The sequence below is a fragment of the Parafrankia soli genome, assembly GCF_001854695.1.
Taxonomy (GTDB): Bacteria; Actinomycetota; Actinomycetes; order Frankiales; family Frankiaceae; genus Parafrankia; species Parafrankia soli.
In genome coordinates this window covers 34,024-53,725 of sequence record NZ_MAXA01000036.1, presented here as the reverse complement: position 1 = coordinate 53,725, position 19,702 = coordinate 34,024, and the positions used below count along the sequence as shown (strand labels likewise).

14 protein-coding genes and 2 riboswitches are annotated in these 19,702 nt (G+C 73.8%); of the genes, 6 read left to right on the top strand and 8 right to left on the bottom strand.

Translation table 11 applies throughout. The features are described 5' to 3' along the window. Positions 1 to 195 precede the first annotated feature (195 nt). Positions 196 to 3,438 (bottom strand): aminomethyl-transferring glycine dehydrogenase, encoded by a 3,243-nt coding sequence (gene gcvP, locus BBK14_RS05040; RefSeq protein WP_071060031.1) that lies wholly within the window; start codon positions 3,436 to 3,438, stop codon positions 196 to 198. An 86-nt stretch (positions 3,439 to 3,524) separates the two neighbouring features. Continuing rightward, positions 3,525 to 3,638, bottom strand: a riboswitch (glycine riboswitch). 3 nt (positions 3,639 to 3,641) lie between these two features. Further along, positions 3,642 to 3,735, bottom strand: a riboswitch (glycine riboswitch). A 434-nt stretch (positions 3,736 to 4,169) separates the two neighbouring features. Here gcvP and BBK14_RS05035 point away from each other — a divergent pair. Then, positions 4,170 to 4,577 carry a ChaB family protein gene (locus BBK14_RS05035; protein WP_071060030.1) on the top strand — a complete coding sequence of 136 codons (408 nt, stop codon included), beginning with the start codon at positions 4,170 to 4,172 and terminating at the stop codon, positions 4,575 to 4,577. Between the two features lie 123 nt (positions 4,578 to 4,700). Here BBK14_RS05035 and BBK14_RS05030 read toward each other — a convergent pair whose 3' ends face one another. Continuing rightward, entirely contained in the window at positions 4,701 to 4,964 is a 264-nt protein-coding gene (locus BBK14_RS05030) for a hypothetical protein (protein ID WP_071060029.1), read from the bottom strand. Between the two features lie 300 nt (positions 4,965 to 5,264). Here BBK14_RS05030 and BBK14_RS05025 point away from each other — a divergent pair, with 300 nt between their 5' ends. The 3 genes from BBK14_RS05025 (at position 5,265) to BBK14_RS05015 (ending at position 8,841) form a co-directional block, all read left to right on the top strand. Beyond that, positions 5,265 to 6,119 carry a hypothetical protein gene (locus BBK14_RS05025; protein WP_071060028.1) on the top strand — a complete coding sequence of 285 codons (855 nt, stop codon included), beginning with the start codon at positions 5,265 to 5,267 and terminating at the stop codon, positions 6,117 to 6,119. Continuing rightward, a complete protein-coding gene (locus tag BBK14_RS05020; protein ID WP_083390724.1) occupies positions 6,116 to 7,186 on the top strand; it encodes an iron-containing redox enzyme family protein in 1,071 nt (356 codons plus the stop codon). The genes BBK14_RS05025 and BBK14_RS05020 overlap by 4 nt, the downstream gene beginning before the upstream one ends. A gap of 95 nt (positions 7,187 to 7,281) precedes the next feature. After that, entirely contained in the window at positions 7,282 to 8,841 is a 1,560-nt protein-coding gene (locus BBK14_RS05015; protein WP_020458294.1) for a serine/threonine-protein kinase, read from the top strand. Between the two features lie 90 nt (positions 8,842 to 8,931). On the opposite strand, the gene BBK14_RS05010 is transcribed toward BBK14_RS05015, so the two are convergent. Continuing rightward, positions 8,932 to 10,173: an RNA-guided endonuclease InsQ/TnpB family protein gene (locus BBK14_RS05010; protein ID WP_241831145.1), complete on the bottom strand. Its 1,242-nt coding sequence runs from the start codon at positions 10,171 to 10,173 to the stop codon at positions 8,932 to 8,934. Positions 10,174 to 10,194: 21 nt separating this feature from the next. Between BBK14_RS05010 and tnpA the strand changes: the two genes are divergently transcribed. Then, on the top strand, positions 10,195 to 10,620 hold the full coding sequence (tnpA, locus tag BBK14_RS05005; protein WP_071060025.1) for an IS200/IS605 family transposase: 426 nt from the start codon (positions 10,195 to 10,197) through the stop codon (positions 10,618 to 10,620). 103 nt (positions 10,621 to 10,723) lie between these two features. Then, entirely contained in the window at positions 10,724 to 11,401 is a 678-nt protein-coding gene (locus BBK14_RS05000; protein ID WP_071060024.1) for an enoyl-CoA hydratase-related protein, read from the top strand. Between the two features lie 27 nt (positions 11,402 to 11,428). On the opposite strand, the gene BBK14_RS04995 is transcribed toward BBK14_RS05000, so the two are convergent. From BBK14_RS04995 to BBK14_RS04975, 5 genes are all read right to left on the bottom strand, one after another. Beyond that, entirely contained in the window at positions 11,429 to 12,637 is a 1,209-nt protein-coding gene (locus BBK14_RS04995) for an amidohydrolase family protein (RefSeq protein WP_071060023.1), read from the bottom strand. A gap of 165 nt (positions 12,638 to 12,802) precedes the next feature. After that, positions 12,803 to 13,705, bottom strand: coding sequence for an acyl-CoA thioesterase (locus tag BBK14_RS04990; RefSeq protein ID WP_241831144.1), 903 nt, complete (start codon positions 13,703 to 13,705; stop codon positions 12,803 to 12,805). Between the two features lie 160 nt (positions 13,706 to 13,865). Then, positions 13,866 to 16,358: a transglutaminase TgpA family protein gene (locus BBK14_RS04985; protein ID WP_071060021.1), complete on the bottom strand. Its 2,493-nt coding sequence runs from the start codon at positions 16,356 to 16,358 to the stop codon at positions 13,866 to 13,868. Continuing rightward, on the bottom strand, positions 16,355 to 18,016 hold the full coding sequence (locus BBK14_RS04980; protein WP_071060020.1) for a DUF58 domain-containing protein: 1,662 nt from the start codon (positions 18,014 to 18,016) through the stop codon (positions 16,355 to 16,357). The genes BBK14_RS04985 and BBK14_RS04980 overlap by 4 nt, the downstream gene beginning before the upstream one ends. After that, complete coding sequence (locus BBK14_RS04975; protein ID WP_071060019.1) at positions 18,013 to 18,987, bottom strand: AAA family ATPase; 975 nt, start codon at positions 18,985 to 18,987, stop codon at positions 18,013 to 18,015. Before BBK14_RS04975 ends, BBK14_RS04980 begins: the two co-directional genes overlap by 4 nt. Positions 18,988 to 19,702 lie beyond the last annotated feature (715 nt).

Sequence of the window (19,702 nt, the reverse complement as noted above, 5' to 3'; positions counted from 1 at the left end):
TGTCCAGGAGTGCGGCGTCCGTGGTGCAACACCACGAACGCCGCACTTTGGTGCCGTCGTGCCGATTGTGCCAAGGACGCACGACACGCCCATCGCCGACCCCTCGGGAGACACAACCGAGATACGACAGAAGGCCGCTCCGTTACCTGACGAACCTGGTAATGGAGCGGCTCTCCACATCCGGCGGTGCAGGCGTCAGGCCGGCGTCGCCGCAGGTAGGGGCACCCGCACCAGCTCGGCCGTCACGTCGAACGCCTCCACCGGCGGGCAGGTGCAGACCAGGTTGCGGTCGCCGTAGGCGCCGTCGATGCGCCGCACCGGCGGCCAGTACTTCGCCGCGCGCAGCGACGCCACCGGGTACGCCGCGACGGACCGCGGGTACGGGTGCGCCCACTCGTCCCCGGTGACCATCTCCGCGGTGTGCGGGGCGTTGCGCAGCGGGTTGTCGTCGCGGGGCCACTCCCCCGCGCCGACCTTCGCCGCCTCGGCCCGGATCGCGATCATCGCGTCGCAGAACCGGTCGATCTCGCCGAGGTCCTCGCTCTCGGTCGGCTCCACCATGAGCGTCCCCGCCACCGGGAACGACATCGTCGGCGCGTGAAAGCCGTAGTCGATCAGCCGCTTGGCGACGTCGTCAACGGTCACGCCCGTCTCCTTCGTCAACGGCCGCAGGTCGAGGATGCACTCGTGCGCGACCAGGCCGTTACGTCCCGTGTAGAGGACGGGGTAGTGCGGCGCGAGCCGGCGGGCGACGTAGTTGGCGTTGAGCACCGCCACCGAGGTCGCCTCGCGCAGCCCCTCCGCCCCCATCAGCCGGATGTAGGCCCACGGGATCATCAGGATGCCGGCCGACCCCCACGGTGACCCCGAGATCGGCCCGACCCCGGTCTCCGGGCCCGCCTCCGGGCGCAGCGGGTGGTTGGGCAGGTAGGGCAGCAGCTTCACGCCGACCGCCACCGGCCCGACCCCCGGACCGCCGCCGCCGTGCGGGATGCAGAAGGTCTTGTGCAGGTTCAGGTGGCTCACGTCCGCCCCGAACCGGCCCGGCTTCGACAGCCCGACCAGCGCGTTCAGGTTCGCCCCGTCGACGTAGACCAGCCCGCCGGCGTCGTGCACCACCGCGCACGCCCGCGCGATGCCCTCCTCGTACACCCCGTGGGTGGACGGGTAGGTGACCATCAGCGCCGCGAGCGCCGGGGCGTGCGCGGCCGCCTTGGCGGTGAGGTCGTCCAGGTCGACGTTGCCCTCCGCGTCGCACGCGACGACGACCACGCGCATGCCGGCCATCGCCGCGCTCGCCGCGTTCGTCCCGTGCGCCGACGACGGGATCAGGCAGACGTCGCGCACCGGGTTCCCGGCCGCGGCGTGGTCGCGGTGGTAGGCCCGGATCGCCAGCAGGCCGGCGAGCTCACCCTGGCTGCCCGCGTTCGGCTGCACCGAGACGCCGGCGTACCCGGTGATCCGGGCCAGCCACTCCTCCAGATCCCGGATCATCGACACGTAGCCGGCGGCCTGGTCCAGTGGGGCGAACGGGTGGATGTCGGCGAAGTCCGGCCAGGTGACCGCGGCCATCTCGGTCGTCGCGTTGAGCTTCATCGTGCAGGAGCCGAGCGGGATCATGCCGCGGTCCAGCGCGAAGTCGACGTCGGCGAGCCGGCGCAGGTAGCGCAGCATCGCCGTCTCGGACCGGTGCGCGTGGAACACCGGATGCGCCAGGTACGGCTCCTCCCCGGTGCGGATCAGCGCCGCCGGGAGGGCCGGGCCCGCCGCCGGACCGACGGCCGCGGCCGGCCCGTCCACACCACCCACACCGAAGGCGGACCAGACGGCCCGCAGGTCGGCCGCCACGGTCGTCTCGTTGCAGGAGACGCCGACATGGTCGCCGTCGACGAGACGCAGGTTCACCCCGTGCGCGAGCGCGTCGGCGACCACCTGGGCCGCACGCCCCGGCACCCGGGCGAGCACCGTGTCGAAGAACCCGTCGTGGACGATCTCCACCCCGCCGGCGCGCAGCCCGGCGGCGAGGCTCACGGCGTGCCCGTGCACCCGGGCCGCGATCCCGGCCAGCCCCTCGGGCCCGTGGTAGACGGCGTACATCGACGCCAGCACCGCCGGGAGCACCTGCGCCGTGCAGATGTTGCTCGTCGCCTTCTCCCGCCGGATGTGCTGCTCACGGGTCTGCAGCGTGAGCCGGTAGGCGGGGTTGCCGGCCGCGTCCACCGAGACCCCGACGAGCCGGCCGGGCAGCGTCCGCTCCAGACCCGACCGGACGGCGAGATAGCCGGCGTGCGGCCCGCCGAAGGACAGCGGAAGCCCGAACCGCTGGGTGCTCCCGACCGCGATGTCCGCGCCGAGCGCGCCCGGCGAGCGCACCAGGGTGAGCGCGAGCAGGTCCGCGGCGACCGTCACCACGATGTCGCGTTCCCGGGCCTGCGCGATCACCCCGCGCAGGTCCCGCACCTCCCCACCGGCCCCCGGGTACGACAGCAGCACACCGAAGGCGTCCCCGAGCACGTCGGACGGCACTACCGAAGGCACCTCGGACGGTGCCGACGGCGCGGCGGACTGCGCGGGAGCGGCCGGTCCGGCGGCCGGGCGCTCGCCCGGGGCCGGCGACGGACGTCCGGTGAGCCCGTCGCGGAGGTCGACGACGAGCACGGTGATGCCGAGCGCCTCCGCCCGGGTCCGGACCACCGCGATGGTCTGCGGCAGCGTGTCGGCGTCGATCACGAAGGTCGAGCGGCGGCCCCGGGCGGCCCGGTGGGCGATCTGCATGGCCTCCGCCGCCGCCGTCGGCTCGTCCAGCAGCGAGGCGCCGGCCACGGCGAGGCCGGTCAGATCCGTGATCACCGTCTGGAAGTTCAGCAGGGCCTCGAGCCGCCCCTGGGAGATCTCCGGCTGGTACGGCGTGTACGCCGTGTACCAGGCCGGGTTCTCCAGGACGTTGCGCTGGATCACCCCGGGCATGACCGCCGGGTGGAAGCCCAGACCGATCATGGAGGTGACCCGCCGGTTGTACCCGGCCAGCCCGCGCAGCTCCGCGAGCACCTCGGTCTCGTCGACGGCCGGGGGCAGGTCCAGCTCGGTGTCCCGGATGGCCGCCGGCACCGCCGCGTCGGTCAGCCCCGTCAGCGAGCCCAGCCCCAGCAGGTCGAGCATCGCCCGGCGGTCGGCCTGGTCCGGGCCGACGTGCCGGTCGGTGAACCTCGGGACGAACCCGGCCGGCAGCCCCGGCCCGGCGGTGTCCGGTCGCGCGGATCCGGTGGACTCCGGTCGCGCGGGCCCGGTGGACTCCGGTCGCGGCGGGGCCTGGCGGGCCTGCGTGTCGCCGCCGTTCCCGGACGCGGCCTCGGCGGCAATCTCCCTGGCCGCGTCCGTCGCCACGGCGGGTGCCGCGGTGTCGGAAATCGGTGTCTGTGTGGTGGTCTCGATGGTCATCGCGCGCTCCGGAGGTCGAGCAACGCCGGAGGCACCCCCGCGATCGGTGGTCACGGCGGCGCTCCCGCGTCGCGGCGGGCCTCCCCCTCTGTCATGGGCCTGAGAGCTTCGCCGGCCTGCCATGCCACCCGGAGCCTCCCGAGAGACGCGGCGGCCGGCTTGCACCGTCGGCGGGACGCTTGCGCGTCCGCTTTTCAGAGTCGCCTGACCCGGCGGTCTTGGGCCTGAGAGTTTGCGGGGAGTTCTTGCTCCTTCGGCGCTCCGGGCCACGGCCCGGAGCTCTCCCGCACGGGTGTGAGCGGCGCGATGTGAAGTTGTCAGCCCGCGGCGAGCGGGCCGTCCTGAGGCCAGGCTAATCGGCCTCGGTCCCGGCGGCCAACGATCCCGGCGATCTCGAAACAGGCACGAAACACGATGTCGACCAGGCTGAGAACTGCCTCACACCCGGGGCGTCGGTGCCTCGCGGCGGCGGTTCCCGTGCCTCGCGGCCACCGCCGTACCGCCGTACCGCCGTGCGGTTCACGCGCCGTGACCGGGGAAGTGTCCTCAAGGCGGCATCCAGGGCCGCGGGCGGCCGGAAGCCATGGCCGCGACAGGGCCCGAGGACGGTCGGGCAAAGGGGCCGGCGGGGCGGCCGGCCGGCGAAGGAGGGAAACGGGATGGCCCGAGGGACCAAGTCCAGGAAGTCCTCCAGGAACGGCGGGAGCGCGAAGCGGGCGAAGACGGCGCGTATGCGCACGGACGTCCCTTCCACCGTCGCCCGTTCCGACGACAAGGCCGTGCGTACCTGGAAGGAGACCCACGACTCGGCGGTCGAGAGCTACGGCGAGGGTGAGCGTGCGCACCGCACGGCGTTCGCAGCGCTCAAGCACACGCACGAGAAGGTCGGGGACAACTGGGCCCCCAAGGAGGGCGGCCGCCGCGGGCCCTCCGACGAGCAGGCCGCGCGCCCCACCGACAAGGCACTTTCCGACCCGCTTCCCACCGCCGAAGGCGTGGACGAGAAGGCGTCCGTGAAGCACCTGCGGGAAATCGCCCGGCAGCTCGACATACCGGGCCGCTCGACGATGAACAAGGCCGACCTGATCGAAGCCGTCAGGAAGGCGAACCGGCGGGCCACCGCGGCCGCCCGCGGCTGACTCCCGGCCCCCGGCGGAAAACACCGCCGGGGGCCGCCTGCCGGGCCGCCACCTGCCGGTCAATACCTCCGGCGGCGGTCACTCCGGGGCTCCGGCGGGGCTCCGGCGGTCACTCCGGGGCGGTCACTCCGGCTGTTTCGCGTCGCGGAACTTCGCCGCCTCGACGTCGCTGCGCGCGCCACCGCGCTCCCCCTCGAAGAACGACTCGGCAAGGCGGTCGTGTGAGGTCTGGTCCGTCACCTGGCGGGCCATCTCCTCGTCGGAGAGCCCCTGGCCGGCCGGCGCGGTGTGGGTGGCGGCACGGGCACGCGGCCGGGCCTCGCGGGCCGAGGGCCGTACCGGCTGTCCCGTCCTGGTCTTCGTGTCGTTCCTGGCCTGTTGCCCCATGCTCGCCCTCCCACCATCCGTCCGGCGGCACCGGCCTGCCGGCATTCGCCCGTTCCGGTGGCTGATCCCTGCCGGCATTCACCCGTTCCGATGGCTGATCACCGTGGCCGCGACGAGCCGGCCGCGATCCGGCCACTGTCGACATGCCCGGACCGCGCCCTCATCACCCCCGCCTGTCCCGCGGCGCCGAGAGGTTTTTCCGGGGCCCGGACGGACATGTAGCCCGCGCCGGCCTCGGGACGCGACGAGGTCGTATCCCGAGCGCGCTCTGGCGACGGGCCGCGCGACGAGAGGCGAGCCATGTCCTTCTACGACAAGGTCGAGTCGACGTTCTACGGCTGGTGTGTGGAACGTCTGCTGACCACCGCGGAGCACGGCGGATGCCTGGCCGGCGGGATCCTGGAGATCGGCTCGGGGACGGCCGTGCCGGTGGTGCGGGCCCTGCTGCGCTCCGGCTCCGACACGCGGGTGCACGGATTCGAGCGCGACCCGGGGGCGGCGGCGACGGCGCGGCGCGCGATCGGGCTGACCCCGCTGCGCAACTACGTCGTCGACGAGGGCGACTTCTTCACCGCGGTGCCGACGGCCGCCCAGCGCTGCGTGATCGGGAACCCGCCGTACCTCCCGGCCGAGCCGGGCACGTCCTGCGCGCCGGACCTCTGGGGCGGCCCCCGCGGCGCCGAGGTCACCCAGGACGTCCTGGACTGCGGGCTCGACCTGGCGATGCTGATCGTCTCCTCGATCGCCGACCCGCTGGGAGTGCTCCGGTTCGCCCGTGATCGGGGCTACTCCGTCACCGACTGGATGGTCACGCCGATCCGCTTCGGGAGGTTCTGCCGGGACGCCGGGGTCCGCGCCCGCATCGGCGATCTCGCCGGCCGCGAGCAGGCGTTCTTCGCCCCCCACTCGTACCTGATCGCCGGGGTCACCTTCGTGCGCGACGCCGGCGCCCGGGACCAGAGCGCCGTGCTGGGGGACGTCCTGCGCGCCGCCGGCCGGGCGTCGGAGGTCGCCGACCCGCAACCCCGGGCGGGCGGGGCCGTGGTGGGGGCTCCGGCCGGGACAGAACGGGTTGTGGCGGGAGCGCAGGCCGGAGCCGCGAAGCGGGCCGGGACGGCGGCGCGGGCCGGGACAGCACAGCCGGTCGGGCGATGAGGACGGGGCGGCCCCCGGACCACTCCGCGGGATACGGGACCGTGTTCACCCCGGCGGTGCTCGAGGCGCCGCCGCTCCCGGTTCCCCGTGGCCCCCTCTCCGAGTACCTCGTCGAACTGCTCGGCGGCGACGTCCGGCCCGCCGCCGGGTGGCCGAAGCCGGCGGACGACGCGCTGTTCGGCGAGGACGGGGCCCTCGCGCTGCACTGCCTGTACGAGCTTCACTACCGGGGCTTCCGCGGGGTCGACGACCGGTTCGAGTGGGAGCCCTCGCTGCTCGCGTTGCGGGCGGAGCTCGAGGGCGACCTGGAGCGCCGCCTGATCGACCTGGCCGGCCCGGACCCGTCCCCCGCGGGGGACATCGCCGCGGAGCTGCGCCGGGTGATCTCCCAGCCGGGAGGCCGTTCCCTGTCCGGCCGCCTCGCCGAGCGGGGCAGCCTCGATCAGTTCCGCGAGTACGCGGCGCACCGCTCGCTCCTCCAGCTGAAGGAGGCCGACCCGCACACCTGGGCCGTTCCCCGCCTCACCGGCGCCGCCAAGGCCGCACTCGTGGAGATCCAGGCGGACGAGTACGGCGGTGGCACCGAGCGGGACATGCACCAGAACCTCTTCGGCCTGACCATGCTCGAGCTGGGCCTGGACCCCTCGTACGGCGCCTACGTCGACCGCCTGCCCGGAGGCACCCTGGCCACCGCCAACGTCCCGAGCTTCTTCGGCCTGCACCGGCGGTGGCGGGGCGCGCTCGTGGGGCACCTGGCGGTCTTCGAGATGACATCGGTCGAGCCGATGGGCRCCTACGCCGCGGCCCTGCGGCGGCTGGGCCTGCCCTGGAGCGCCCGGCACTTCTTCGAGGTCCACGTCGTCGCCGACGCCCACCACCAGAATCTCGCGGCGGAGTCACTCGCGGGTGGCCTTGTCCGCGCCGAGCCGGCGCTCGCCCGCGACGTCCTGTTCGGTGCCCGGGCGACCATGGCCGTCGAGGGCTACTGCACGGAGAACATCCTCGCCGCCTGGGACCGCGGGGAAACGGCCCTGCTCCCGTGTCGGGACGAACCGGGCGCCCGCTAGCGGGATATCCGGCCGCGGCACGGCACGATGTGCGGCGAATCACCCGGTGTAGCGTGCTCGATGTTGGCTCACGTCCCGGGTGGAGGACATCCGCGATGATCAGTGGATATCGGTTCCTCCACGACATCGGCCACGGTGGGTTCAGCACCGTCCACCTCGCCGAACAGGAGATCTTCGACCGGCGGGTCGCGGTCAAGATCATGCATGCCGACCTGCGCGATCCGGACGCGGAGCGGCGTTTCGTGCGGGAATGCCGGGCGACCGGGCGGCTCACCGGGAATCGACACATCATCACGGTGTTCGACGCCGGCACGACGTCCGATCATCGGCCCTACATCGCCATGGAGTACTTTCCCGGCGGCACGCTCAGCCAGCGGCTGCGCGAATCAGGGCCGCTGCCCGTCCGGGAGGCGGTCGCGCTGATGATCCCGATCACCCGGGCGCTCGGCGCGGCGCACCGGCACGGCATTCTGCACCGCGATCTGAAACCCGCGAACATCCTGCTGCGCGGGCCCGGCGATCCGGTGCTCAGCGACTTCGGCATCGCCAGCGTCGGCGAGGGTGCCGACGCGGCCACGGTCTCGGCCGCGTTCACCGCCGGATACGCGGCGCCGGAGGTGATGCTGGGCGAACAGCCGGGGATCGCCTCGGACGTCTTCGCGCTCGGCGCCACACTGTTCGCCCTGCTGAACGGCTCCACCCCGTTCCCGGGGCGGACGGTCGTGCAGATCGTGGCCCGCATCCAGGCCGACGACATGGAGTCGACCACCCGGGAGGACATCCCCGTGCGGCTGACGGACCTGCTGCGCCGGATGCTCGCCGCGGAGCCCACGCGGCGGCCGGGCACCGAACAGATCGCCGCCGAGCTCGACGCCGTCCTGGCCGCCGTGGACGCCGTGGGCGCGCCCGCCGGGCCGTTCCCGGACGCCAGCGACCGGCTTCCCGGACAGCCTCCCGACAACCAGGTTCCCGGACAGCCGCGGCCGCCGCGCCGAACGACACCGCGCCAGACGACACCGCGGCGACGGTTCCCGCCACGGTGGGTGCTCCTCGCCGGGCCGGTGGCGCTGCTGGCCCTGGCGGCGCTGCTGCTCGTCGTGCTCACCGGCGGCGGCACGGACCAGGCCGACGGCACGTCGCCGTCGGTCGATCCCGGGGCCACGCAGCCGGGCACGTCACCGGGAGCCGGCCTGACGACCGGGCCGACGCCACCCTCCGGCCCGTCGTCGTCGCCCGGCGGGGGCCCGGCGGGGACCTCGCCGGGCCCGGCCGGCCCGGCGGGCTCCTGCGGATACCAGGCGGCCACGGCGGCCGACTACCGCGACCGACGGTTCGAGGAACGGTTCATGTGCGCGACCAGTGTCGACTCCCCCGTCTACGCGAACGTCGCCACCGATGACGGCCAGCCGCTCGACGACTCCGGGCTCATGCGCGCGTCCACCACGGTCTGGGTGATCTGCCAGCTGGAGGGGCGACCGAACCCCGTCCTGGACGGGAGGACGAACACCTGGTGGCTCTACACCCAAGGGGACCTCGCCCGCCCGAACGCCTTCGGGTACACCGGGAGCTGGGGCTACCTGCCCGCGACGGCGGTGCGTGACAGCGTCCAGGGCGAGCCGGTCGGCGGCGTCCCGGCCTGCCCGGGACCACTCTGAGAGACGCCGGGTGCGTCGGACCCGACCGATCGACGATATTGACGTCCTCCCCGGCCTGAAGGCTGGGGGTTCCTGCCGTGCGGCGTGGGTTCACGCGGCACCTCGGTGGGTTCCTGTTTCACAGCCAGCTGCCCGGACGGGTCCGGGTCTCACGTCGGCTCCGCAGGCGTTTACGGTCTCCGCCTGACGTGGCATCGCAGCCACGCCTTTCCGCCCAGCGGCGACCAGGCGCTGACCCTCGACGAGGATGTTCCGCGCGGCATTCAGGTCCCGGTCGTGGCTGACACCGCACCCCGGACAGGTCCACGTCCGGACCTGGAGAGGCTTCGGGCCGTCCCGGTGGCCGCAGGCCGAGCAGACCTGCGACGACGGGAAGAACCGGCCCACCCTCACCACGGCCCGGCCACACCGGGCCGCTTTCTCCTCGAGCAGACCGACCAGCATCGACCAGCCCGCGTCGTRCACCGACCGGGCCAGCCGCGTACGGGCCAGCCCGGCTACCGCCAGATCCTCGACGTAGACCGCTTGGTTGTCGCGGACCAGCCGAGCAGCGAGCTTGTGATGATGATCCCGGCGGGTGTCCCGTACCTTCCGATGCTCGACCGCGACCCGGCGGACCGCCTTGCGCCGGTTCACCGAACCCTTCCGCTTGCGGGCCAGTGCCCGCTGTGCGCGGGCGAGCCTGCGCTGACGCGACCGCAGAGGACGCGGGTTCGCGACGATCTGTCCGGTTGACAGGGTCGCGAGCCGGTCCAACCCGAGGTCGACGCCGATCTCGGCGCCTGTCGCCGGGGAGGGGACGTCGTCGACGTCGACGACGAACGACACGTAGTACCTGCCGTCCGCCTCCCGGATCACCGTCGCCGACGTCGGAACCAAGGGCAGCGGACGCGACCAGGCCAGCCGCAGATCTCCGACCTTCGCCACCCGCACCCCTCGGGGCGTGACGGTGAAGCCGTTGCGGGTGAGGCGGATCGACTGCCGGTTGTCCTTCCGTGACCGGAACCGCGGATGGCCGACCTGCCGGCCTTTCCGCTTCCCGGACAGCGAGTCGAACCAGTTCCGGAACGCCCGGCGTGCGTCCTGGCACGCCTGCACGAGTACCACCGACGACACCTCGGACAGCCAGGTTCGCTCGTCGGTGAGTTTCGCGAGGGTGACCACCCGGCGCTGAACCTCGGTGTCCGACAGTTTCTCGCCGGCCTTGTACGCCTCGTCGCGGGCCCGGATCGCGTCGTTGAACACGACCCGGGCGCAGCCGAACGCCCGCGCCAACGCCCGTGCCTGCCCCGGCCCGGGGTAGGCACGGTAGCGGTAACGAACGACTGCCACACCATCCAGCATATTTGGTCTATGACGGAAGCAGACGACTACAGGCGAGGCAGACATGTGGTCTCCTCGCTGCACGCCCACTTGGTCTTCGTGACCAGGTATCGGCGTGGAGTACTCGACGACGCGATGCTGACCCGCTGCGAACAGATCATGCRCAGCGTGTGCTCCGACTTCGGCGCAGCCCTCACCGAGTTCAACGGAGAAGACGATCACGTCCACCTGCTGGTCGAGTACCCACCCAAGGTCGCGGTCTCCGCGCTGGTGAACAGCCTCAAAGGCGTGTCCGCCCGACGGCTGCGCACCGAGTTCACCGACCGGGTCAACCAGCACCTCATACGCGGCCACTTCTGGTCACCGTCCTACCTCGCAGTCTCGGCCGAAGACGCCCCACTGGCACTCGTACGCGAGTACATCGAGGAGCAACGGCGACCAGCCCCGACCCGCTAACCCCACTCCGAAGGACGGGGCTTGCGCGCTACGTTTTCCTGGTCAGCACGAGCACACCCGGCACCCGGCACCCGGCCGGGGCGACTACGCGAGGAGCGCGCACGTGGCAGGACTCGACCGCGATGGTGACGTGTTCGTCCTGGACCTGGGCGACGGGGAGAACCGGCTGAACCCGGCCGCGGTCGCCGCCATCAACGCCCGCCTCGACGAGGTGACCGCCGCGGCCGGGCCGAAAGCGCTGGTAACGACCGCCGAGGGCAAGTTCTGGAGCAACGGGTTCGACCTCGCGTGGATGACCGCGAACCCCGGTGAGATCGGGCCGTTCATCCAGTCGGTGCGGGTGCTGTTCGCGCGGATGGTGACGCTGGCGCTGCCGACCGTCGCCGCGGTCGGCGGGCACGCCTTCGGCGCCGGGGCCGTTCTCGCGCTGACCCACGACCAACAGGTCATGCGGGTCGACCGGGGCTACTTCTGTCTGCCCGAGGTCGACGTCGACATCCCCTTCAGCATCGGGATCACCGAGCTGATCCGGGCGCGCATGCCGGTGCGCACGGCGCACGAGGCGATGACGACCGGCCGCAGGTACGGCGGCGACGACGCGCTCGCGGCCGGCATCATCGACGGCGTCGCCGACCAGGAGAAGGTCCTGGCGACGGCGATCGCGATGGCCCGCCCACTCACCGGCAAGGCGTCACGGACGCTGGGGACCATCAAGTCGAGGCTGTACGCGACCGCGGTCGCGGGCCTCGTGTCGGGCGAGGCCGTCGAGGTCCCGGTCTGACGCCCGTCGACCGGGTGATCCGCTGGCCTACGGGGTGATCGCCGGCCAGTCGCCGCCCTGCGGGAGCGGGTGTCGGAACAGCCTCGCGGCGTTGCCACCGGCGATCATCACGGCCTCGTGCCGCGGGATGTCGGCGAAACGCTTGCGCAGCAGGTCCTGCGAGCCCGGCCAGGTCGAGTCGGCGTGCGGGAAGTCCGTCTCGAACAGGATGTGGTCGATCCCGATCATGTGACGCTGGTCGAGCGTGCCGGGGTCGTCCAGCATGCAGAAGTAGAAGTTCCGGCGCAGCGCCTCGCTCGGCGTCACGTCGTACGTCCACGGCGTGCCGCCGCTGCCGGAGTGCTCGAGCACGTAGTCGAGGCGGTTGATCGCCATCGGCACCCAGCCGATGCCACCCTCGCTCAGCGCGATCCTGAGGTTCGGGTAGAGCGCCGGGATGCCCGCCCACACCCAGTCCACGGCCGCGCAGAACGCGCCCGCCGGGAAGAGCGACGTCTGCACGTTCAGGCCGCCGCCCGGCGAGCCCTGCAGGACGAAGCCGCTCGCGCCGCAGTGCAGCGAGATGACCGTGTCGGTCTCCTCGCACGCCTTGAAGAACGGCTCCCAGTGCCTGTGGTTGGTGATCGGCGGAAGCTTGAGCAGATGCGGCGACTCGAGGAACGACACCGAGGTGAAGCCGAGCTCGGCGTTGCGGCGGATCTCCTCGGCGGCGACCTCGGGGTCCTTGAACCAGGGCAGCTGCATCGGGATGAAGCGCTCCGGGTACGCCCCGTGCCACTCCTCGATCATCCAGCTGTTCCAGGCCCGGACCGCGGCGAGCCCGACCTCCTGGTCGTTGTTCATCGACAGCACGCGGCCGGTGAAGCCCCACGCCCCGGAGGGGAAGCACAGTGACGCCCAGATGCCGTCGAGGTCCATGTCCTTCACACGGGCATGCACGTCCCACGCGGACCGGCGCATCTCGCTGAAGTTCAGCGGGTCGAGGTTCCACTCGGACTGCGGGCGCCCGGCGACGACACTCATTCCGTTGTCACGGTAGAGCCGGTCGCGGTAGACCCAGGCCTCCGAACCGTCCGGCGTCGTGATCACCTGAGGTGCCTTGTCCCGAAGGTTCGCCGGGAACCGCTTGACGAAGATGTCGGCAGGCTCGGTCAGATGATCGTCCACCGAGACGATCGAGTAGCTGCGTTCCTGCGGCTCTGGGTCCGGAAGCAGCTGCCAGTTCGGCCTCGGCATGATGCGCTCCTAGTTCTCGCCGATCAGACGCGCCAGCGATTGTTCGCGAGCGTTTACTCTCTATGATCCTGGCCGCACCCGCAAGTTCGGGGCCCCCGATCCGAGGTGGGTGGTCCGAGGTGGGTGGTCCGAGGCGGGTGGTCCGAGGCCAGGGTCAGGGCGGGATCAGCCGAGGGCCAGCTCCTGGGCGGTCGAGGCGACCAGCAGGCCGTCCCGGTCGAAGAAGGTGGCCCGGGTGAACGTCCGCGGGCCCGCGCCGGACGGGCTGTCCTGGACGAGGAGCAGCCACTCGTCGGCCCGGAACGGGCGGTGGAACCAGGCGGCATGGTCGAGCGCCGCCGCCCGGGACGGTTCCCCGCCGACCGGCGCGCGGGCAGCTGGCGGCGGCCAGTTGGCGAGGGCGGCCGCGGCGTGGCCGGCGATGTAGGTCAGCGCGCCGGCGTGCAGGCGCTGGTCGTCCGGTAGCCCCTCGACGAGGCGCACCCAGGCGATCGGGCGCCCCGGCCCCTTCCCACCAGACCGGGCGCCCCTACCCGCTGGACCACCGGCAGCGGTTCCTGGGCCGGCCGCGGAGCCCGGTCCGGCGGCGGGGGCCGGGCCGGCTGCCAGCCGTAGGTCGACGAGCAGGTCGCCCAGCTCCCGGGGGTCGGTACGCCAGCGCTCCAGGGCCTCGGGGGGTGGCACGCGGGGAGCGCGCAACTGGTGTCCGCCGCGCCAGCTCCGCTGGTACGACAGGTGCATCGCGCAGACCACCTCACCGGCCTGCACCCCCGTCACCCGCCGGGTCACGGACGTGGCCCCGTCCCGGACCCGGTCGACGAGGTACACGACCGAGTGCTCCTCGCGCGGAGGGCGCGGGAACTGGGCCTGCACCGAATGCAGGGGATGCCCCGAGCCCACCGTCCGGCCGGCCGCGAGCTGCCCCTGGACGGCGATCTGCCCCAGGTGGACGGGCACGCCCCTGGTGCCGCCCCGGAAGACGTCGCGGTCGACGGCCTCGAGCTCGGCGACGCCGGGAAAGGTCGGTGCGGTGCCCCGAGCCGGTGGCCGGGCGGCACCGCGACGCACGACCCTGTCCACGGTTATCCGGAGCGGCGTCAGGCGAACCTCGCGGACCAGCCCCGGTGTCCTCGGCCCGGGAGTCCGGTGATCGCGGGTGGATGGGCCGTCCGGTGGGCGTTCCCGGCGGGCGGCGGCTTGGGTGGGGTCGAGGTCGGGGATGCCAGGATCACGCCGCCGGGGCAAAGCGCTTCCCGTCCGAGACATACCCGGCCGGCGAGGTGCCCGGATCGGGCCGCCCTTGGTCGGTGCCGGGGTCGCGCGGGCCGTCCGGGTCCCCCGCGGCCCCGGTCGGCGGATCTCCCGGATCCCGCGGATCCCGTGCGTCCCGCAGCCGGCGGAGCTCGGTGGCCACGGTGCTCGGGGCCAGCGTCCGGCGGATCCGCGCTCGGCGTGTCGTGCGCTCGCGCAGGGCCCGCTCGAACCGGTCGAGGAGGCGGCAGGCCTCGTCCGCGGCGCGGCGGCCGGGGGTGCCCTCCCATTCCACCGCGGTCACGGGGGCGAACAGGGCGAGGGTCACGATCTCGGCCAGCTCGCGGATCGCCGTCTCGCCGGACGGGCCCACCTCGGCCGCGGCGAGCCGGGCGACTTCTCCCGGGCTCGCGGCGGCCGGGACGGGCAGGCCCACGTCGGCGAGCGCGTCGACGGCCTGCCGCCAGGCGTCGACCACCCTGCGTCGTGGGTGGCCCGCGCGGCGCAGGCGGCCCCGCCGGAGCGAGGGCAGCGCGACGGCGAGCGCGAGATACAGCGCCGCGGCGCCGGCGATCGCCAGGCCGCTCCGGATGGCCCAACGTGACCAGGCACCCGGGCCGGGCGGCGTGGCCGCCGGGGTGGAGTCCTCCGTGGCCCGGGTGGCCGGTGCCGTGGTCTCGACCGCGGAGCGCAGGGCGACGTCGATCAGTTCCGCCTGCTCGGGGGTCTCGCCCGGATTCGATCCCGCCACGCTCGCGCCGCGGGCGTCCGCGGCCGGCGGGGTGGGGAAGAACGGCAGCCAGCCGGCGCCGTCGAAGCGCACCTCGGCCCAGGCGAGCGCGTCGGCGCCGTGCACGGTGCGGGGCTGGCCGTCCACCGCGGGGGGCGCGGTGAATCCCACGGCAAGCCGGGCGGGCAGCCCCAGGATGCGGGCCGCGAGGACGAAGGCGGTCGCGAACTGCTCGGACGTCCCGCGGTGGGTGTGGGCGAGGAAGTGGTCGATGTGCCCGTACGAGTGTCCGGGTGGGACGGCCGGGTCGAAGGTGAAGGTCGCGCTCAGGTACTGCCGCAGCAGCGCGGCCCGTTGGAACGGGGTGCTCCCCCGGGCCGTCGCGATATCCGCCAGACGGCCGAGGATGGCCGGCGGGTCGGCGGGGACCTCGAGGTCGGGATCGGGCCCGCCCGTTCGGGCGGTGCCGGCGTCGAACCTGGGGAGATCCGCCGGCGCGGGCCGGGGGCCCGGCGCTGAAGTGATCTCGTAACGGTCGCCGGGAAGCAGCGGACGGTCGTTCAGCAGGGTTCCGGTGCCGGGATCGACCCGGACACCGGTGGGGGCGCCCACCAGACGCCCGTCCGACGGGAGGATCCGCCCGCCCAGTCCGGCGATCTCGATGACCTGCCGCATCTCGCCCACCGGTGCCGGGCCGGGCCCGTCACCTGCTGGATCAGCGGCCCGGTCGCCGGCAGCGGGATCACCGGCCGGGTCGTCGGCGATCCCGGCTTGCGACGAGGGTGGCCCCGAGCCGGCCCGAACGAAACGGGCGGTCGACCGCCACTGGGCGCCGTCGTAGGAGTCGAGGACGGCGAGCCGGAGGGTCACCGGCTCGGCCGGGGCCGGCCCGCTGACGTCGGTGCGGAAGAGCACCTCGTCCGGATGGGCGGTCCAGCCGCCGAGTGCGCTGAGCGGGCTCGGCTCGGTCTGGCTCACCGGTGGTGTCGAGCGGTGGGTGCGGGGGTCGACGGGGTCCCCGCCGCCGGCCCTCGTCGCGGCCGTGCCGGCGAACACGCCGACCACGACCACGAGCAGTGTCGCGCCGCCCCGGCGCGCGAGCTCACGGCGCGGGCCGCGGCTCGCGGCCCGGGGCGCTCTGATCATGAGGAACAGCGCGGTCAGGGCGGCGAGGGCACCGGCCCGGRCCAGGTTGCCCCCGGGGGCGGGGACGGCCAGCGCGGACGCGGCGAGAAGGGCTACGGCGGCGGGCAGTGCCGGGGCGAGCGCCGCGCGGGTCCGCACAACGAGCTCGGCGCCGAGCGCCGCGGCGAGCCAGGTGGGGGCGAGCGCGACGATCAGCAGGTCGGGGTCGGCCGGGGCGGGGACACCCATGTCGAGGACCCGGGCCCACCCGTCGACGACGCCTGTGCGGACCACATCGAGGCGGGCCATGAGATCGCCCGATCCGGCGGCGACGGTGTAGGCCGTCCAGGCTACGAAGCCGGCCAGCCATACGGGCACGGTCAGCGCCGGCGAGACCGGGCGGCCGTGCCGGGAGAGCGCGCCGACCAGGACGACGGGCAGGACCGCCGCCACCGGCAGCAGCACCCACAGGTCCCGGGTCGGGAAGAGGCGGGTGAATCCCGTCCCGGCCACCAGGGCGAGGGCGGCGACGACGGCCAGCGCGGCGATACGGCGTAGACCGGCCTCGCCCGGGGCGAAGGTGGCTCGGCGGGCCGGGCCCGCGGCGCCGGTCACGATCCGCCGCCCGCGCCGCGCCCAGTCCTGGGACTAGGGCCGGGGCCGGGGCCGGCCGATGCCAGGGAGGCCACCGGTAGCAGCGGTCCCGCCAGGTCCGGCTCGGTTTCGGCCTGGCCCCATCCCGCTGAACCCGATCCCGCCGAGCCCACTGCCGCTGGACTCGCGGCCGCCTGGTCCGCGGCCGGCGCCCGGGGCGGGAGGGGCGCGGCAGGCCAGACGTCGGTCAGGTCGGCGGGTGAGCCCAGGTGGATCATCCGCACCCGGCCCGAACCGGCGGTGCCGACCATGCCAACCGACCCTGCCACGCCAGCGGCACCGGCCACACCGGCCATGCGGGTCGCACCTGCCGTACGGGCCGCGCCCGCCGATCCCGTCGAGCGGGTGGGCTCGGCGGGGGCGACCGGGCCGCCTCGTTCCGCGCGGGCCCGTGCCACCGCTTCCATGCTCGGGCGCAGGCGTGGGCGGTCACCGGGGGCGCGCCGGCCCCGGGCCAGCGCGGCGGCCTCGCTGCGCGGGCCCATCCGAAGCACGATCACCTGGCCGAACACGTGGGCCACCGGGGCGAGCGCCGCCGCCGCGTCCCGGTCGAGCGCGCCGGTCACCAAAACGAGGGTGCCGACGGGCCCGCGGCGCAGGGTACGCAGGACATCCAGGGTCACACCCTCGTCCGGCCGGACGTCGGCCAGCTCGTCGAGGAGGGACTCGGCGTCGGTGGAGCGTCGGCGACCCGTCATCCGCACCCCGCCCGAGGTGACCAGGCGGACGCCGTAGGAGTTGCGGGCGCAGGCGAGCACCGCGGAAGCGGCGACGTCGACGGCGTCCTCGAAGACGGCCGCCCCGACCGGGCCGGGCGGGTAGGCCCGCCGGCGGGTGTCCAGCACGACGGTGGAGGCGGGCTCACTGGGGTCCAGGTGCGTTCGGACCATCAGCGTGCCCGTGCGCGCGCTGGCGGCCCAGTGCACCAGTCGCAGGTCCTCCCCGGGGGTGTACTCGCGCAGGGTGTGGAACATCAGCCCCCCGGACGCGCCACGTCCGCTCTGCCCGTCGGGGTCACGGGCCGGGGCGGCCGGCGGTGGGACCAGCGGGTATGCGCGGGGGCGGACCCGCAGGGTGAGGCTCGTGCCGAGGTACTGGTGGCGGTGGGCCAGCCCGAACGGATCAGACCGGTGCACCTGCGGGGGCCCGATCTGGCGGACTCCCCGAGCCGCGGTGTCGAGCGGCAGGACGATCTCCCGGCTGGCGCCACCGCGCAACGGGCGGATGTCCACGGCGATCTCGGGCCCGCCGGACCCGACAGACCCGCCGGGCTCGGCGGGCTCGGCGGGCACCTCGCCCGGCTGGGCCGGCTCGGCTGGCAGGCGTAGGGCGAACGGGGGAGACGTCCAGCGGGAGTGGTTCACGATCGAGATGACCAGGGCGGCGTCGTCCCCGCGGGTGACCGCGGCAGGGGTGACCCGTGTCGTGACGGTGACCCGCGGCGGACGGGCCACCGCTGCCATCGCGGTGAACAGCGCCGCCGCGCCGGCACCGGCGAAGGCGGCGAGCTCCGCGTAGCGCAGGAGCACCGCCCCGAGGGCGCAGGCGGCCGTCACGGCGAGCAGCCCCCAGGCGGCGGGCGTGAACCCCGGCAGCGTCCGGGGGGTCGGCTCGCTCACGCGCCCACGAGGCGACGGGGCGAGGGGACCGCGTCCAGGACCTCGGCGACGACGTCCTCGGCGGTGACCCGGCGCAGCTCGGCCTCCGGACTGAGCACGAGCCGGTGGGCGAGCACCGGACCGGCGAGCGCCTTGACATCGTCGGGGGTGGCGAAGGCACGCCCAGCCGAGGCGGCGCGGACCTGGACCGCGCGCAGCAGCGCCACGCTGCCGCGCGGGCTCGCGCCCAGCCGCAGTACGTCGTGCCTGGTCCGGGTGGCGGCGACAACCTGCACGACGTAGCGGCGCACCGCCGGGGCCACGTGCACGGCCAGGGTGCGCTCGGCGTGGGCGACGACGTCCTCGGCGCGCATCACCGGGCGGAGGTCCTCGACACGGCGGCCGACCTGACGTCCCTCGAGGATCTCCAGCTCGGCGTCCAGGGTGGGGTAGCCGATGCGCAGCCGCATCAGGAAGCGGTCGAGCTGGGCCTCGGGGAGGGCGTAGGTGCCATCCATGTCGACCGGGTTCTGGGTGGCGATGACCATGAAGGGCAGCGGGACGGGGTAGCGGGTCCCGTCGACGGTGACGCGCTGCTCCTCCATGACCTCGAGCAGGGCGGACTGGGTCTTCGGCGACGCGCGGTTGATCTCGTCGGCGATGACGAGGTTCGCGAAGACGGGGCCCGGGCGGAACGCGAACTCGGCGGCCCGCTGGTTGAAGACGTTGGTCCCGGTGATGTCCGCGGGCAGCAGGTCGGGGGTGAACTGGATGCGGTGGCAGCCCGCGTTCACCGAGGCGGCGAGGCTGCGGGCGAGCGTCGTCTTGCCCAGGCCGGGGACGTCCTCGACCAGCAGGTGGCCCTCGGCGAACAGGCAGATCACCGCGAGCTCGACAGCGGTGCGCTTGCCGCGGATCACCCGCTCGACGTTCGCCACCACGTCGTCGAACGCGACCGCGAACGGGATGCCCCGATCCGCCTCGACCGTCATGCCGAACCTCCTGCTGGTGAGGCCTGCGTGATGTGGCGGGCCGCGCTGGTCGAGGGGGAGCGACCGGCGCGGCCCGCCGCGGGCGGCGGGGGGTGCCGCCCGGGAACGGCTCGGCTCCTGGCGCGCCTCCCGCGATTGGCCGCCAGTGCCCACCGGCACCACCGGCCAGCACCACCTGGCGGTGCCGCTGGCGACCTTTACCGCGGCGTCGCTGCCACGGAGCCGAACCGTTCCGATGCAGTAGACGACCGAGTCGCCTGATTCGTTGTCCTCCGTCCGGAAACTATTGTGGGAATCGTGACGAGGGTTACGTCGCCCTCGCGCGCGCGGGCGCACACCCGCAGGTCACCGAGGAACGATCCGGCCACATCCGGCGACAGATGTCACGCTTCGACCAAATCCTGTCGCAACCAGTCGAGGCTGCAGCGCGTCAGACCTGTTGACGGGTCACCTCGAGGGCCGCGGGCCTCCGGGGGCTACCGCACGCCCGATCCATGTCACGACAGCAACACAATCTGACAACAACCATCAGTTGTGTCTGGTTGTGTCTTCTGGTCGTGCCTGGCGACCCGTCGCCGGCCTCCGCCCGGTCACCCTCCAGCCGGGCGGAGGCCTCGGCAGCCCCGATCGCAGCCCCGACACACCAACCAGCCACGCCCCGAGCCCGAACCGCCCGGCCCGGGCGGTTCGCCGCCCGCGAAGATCCGCCCGCGGC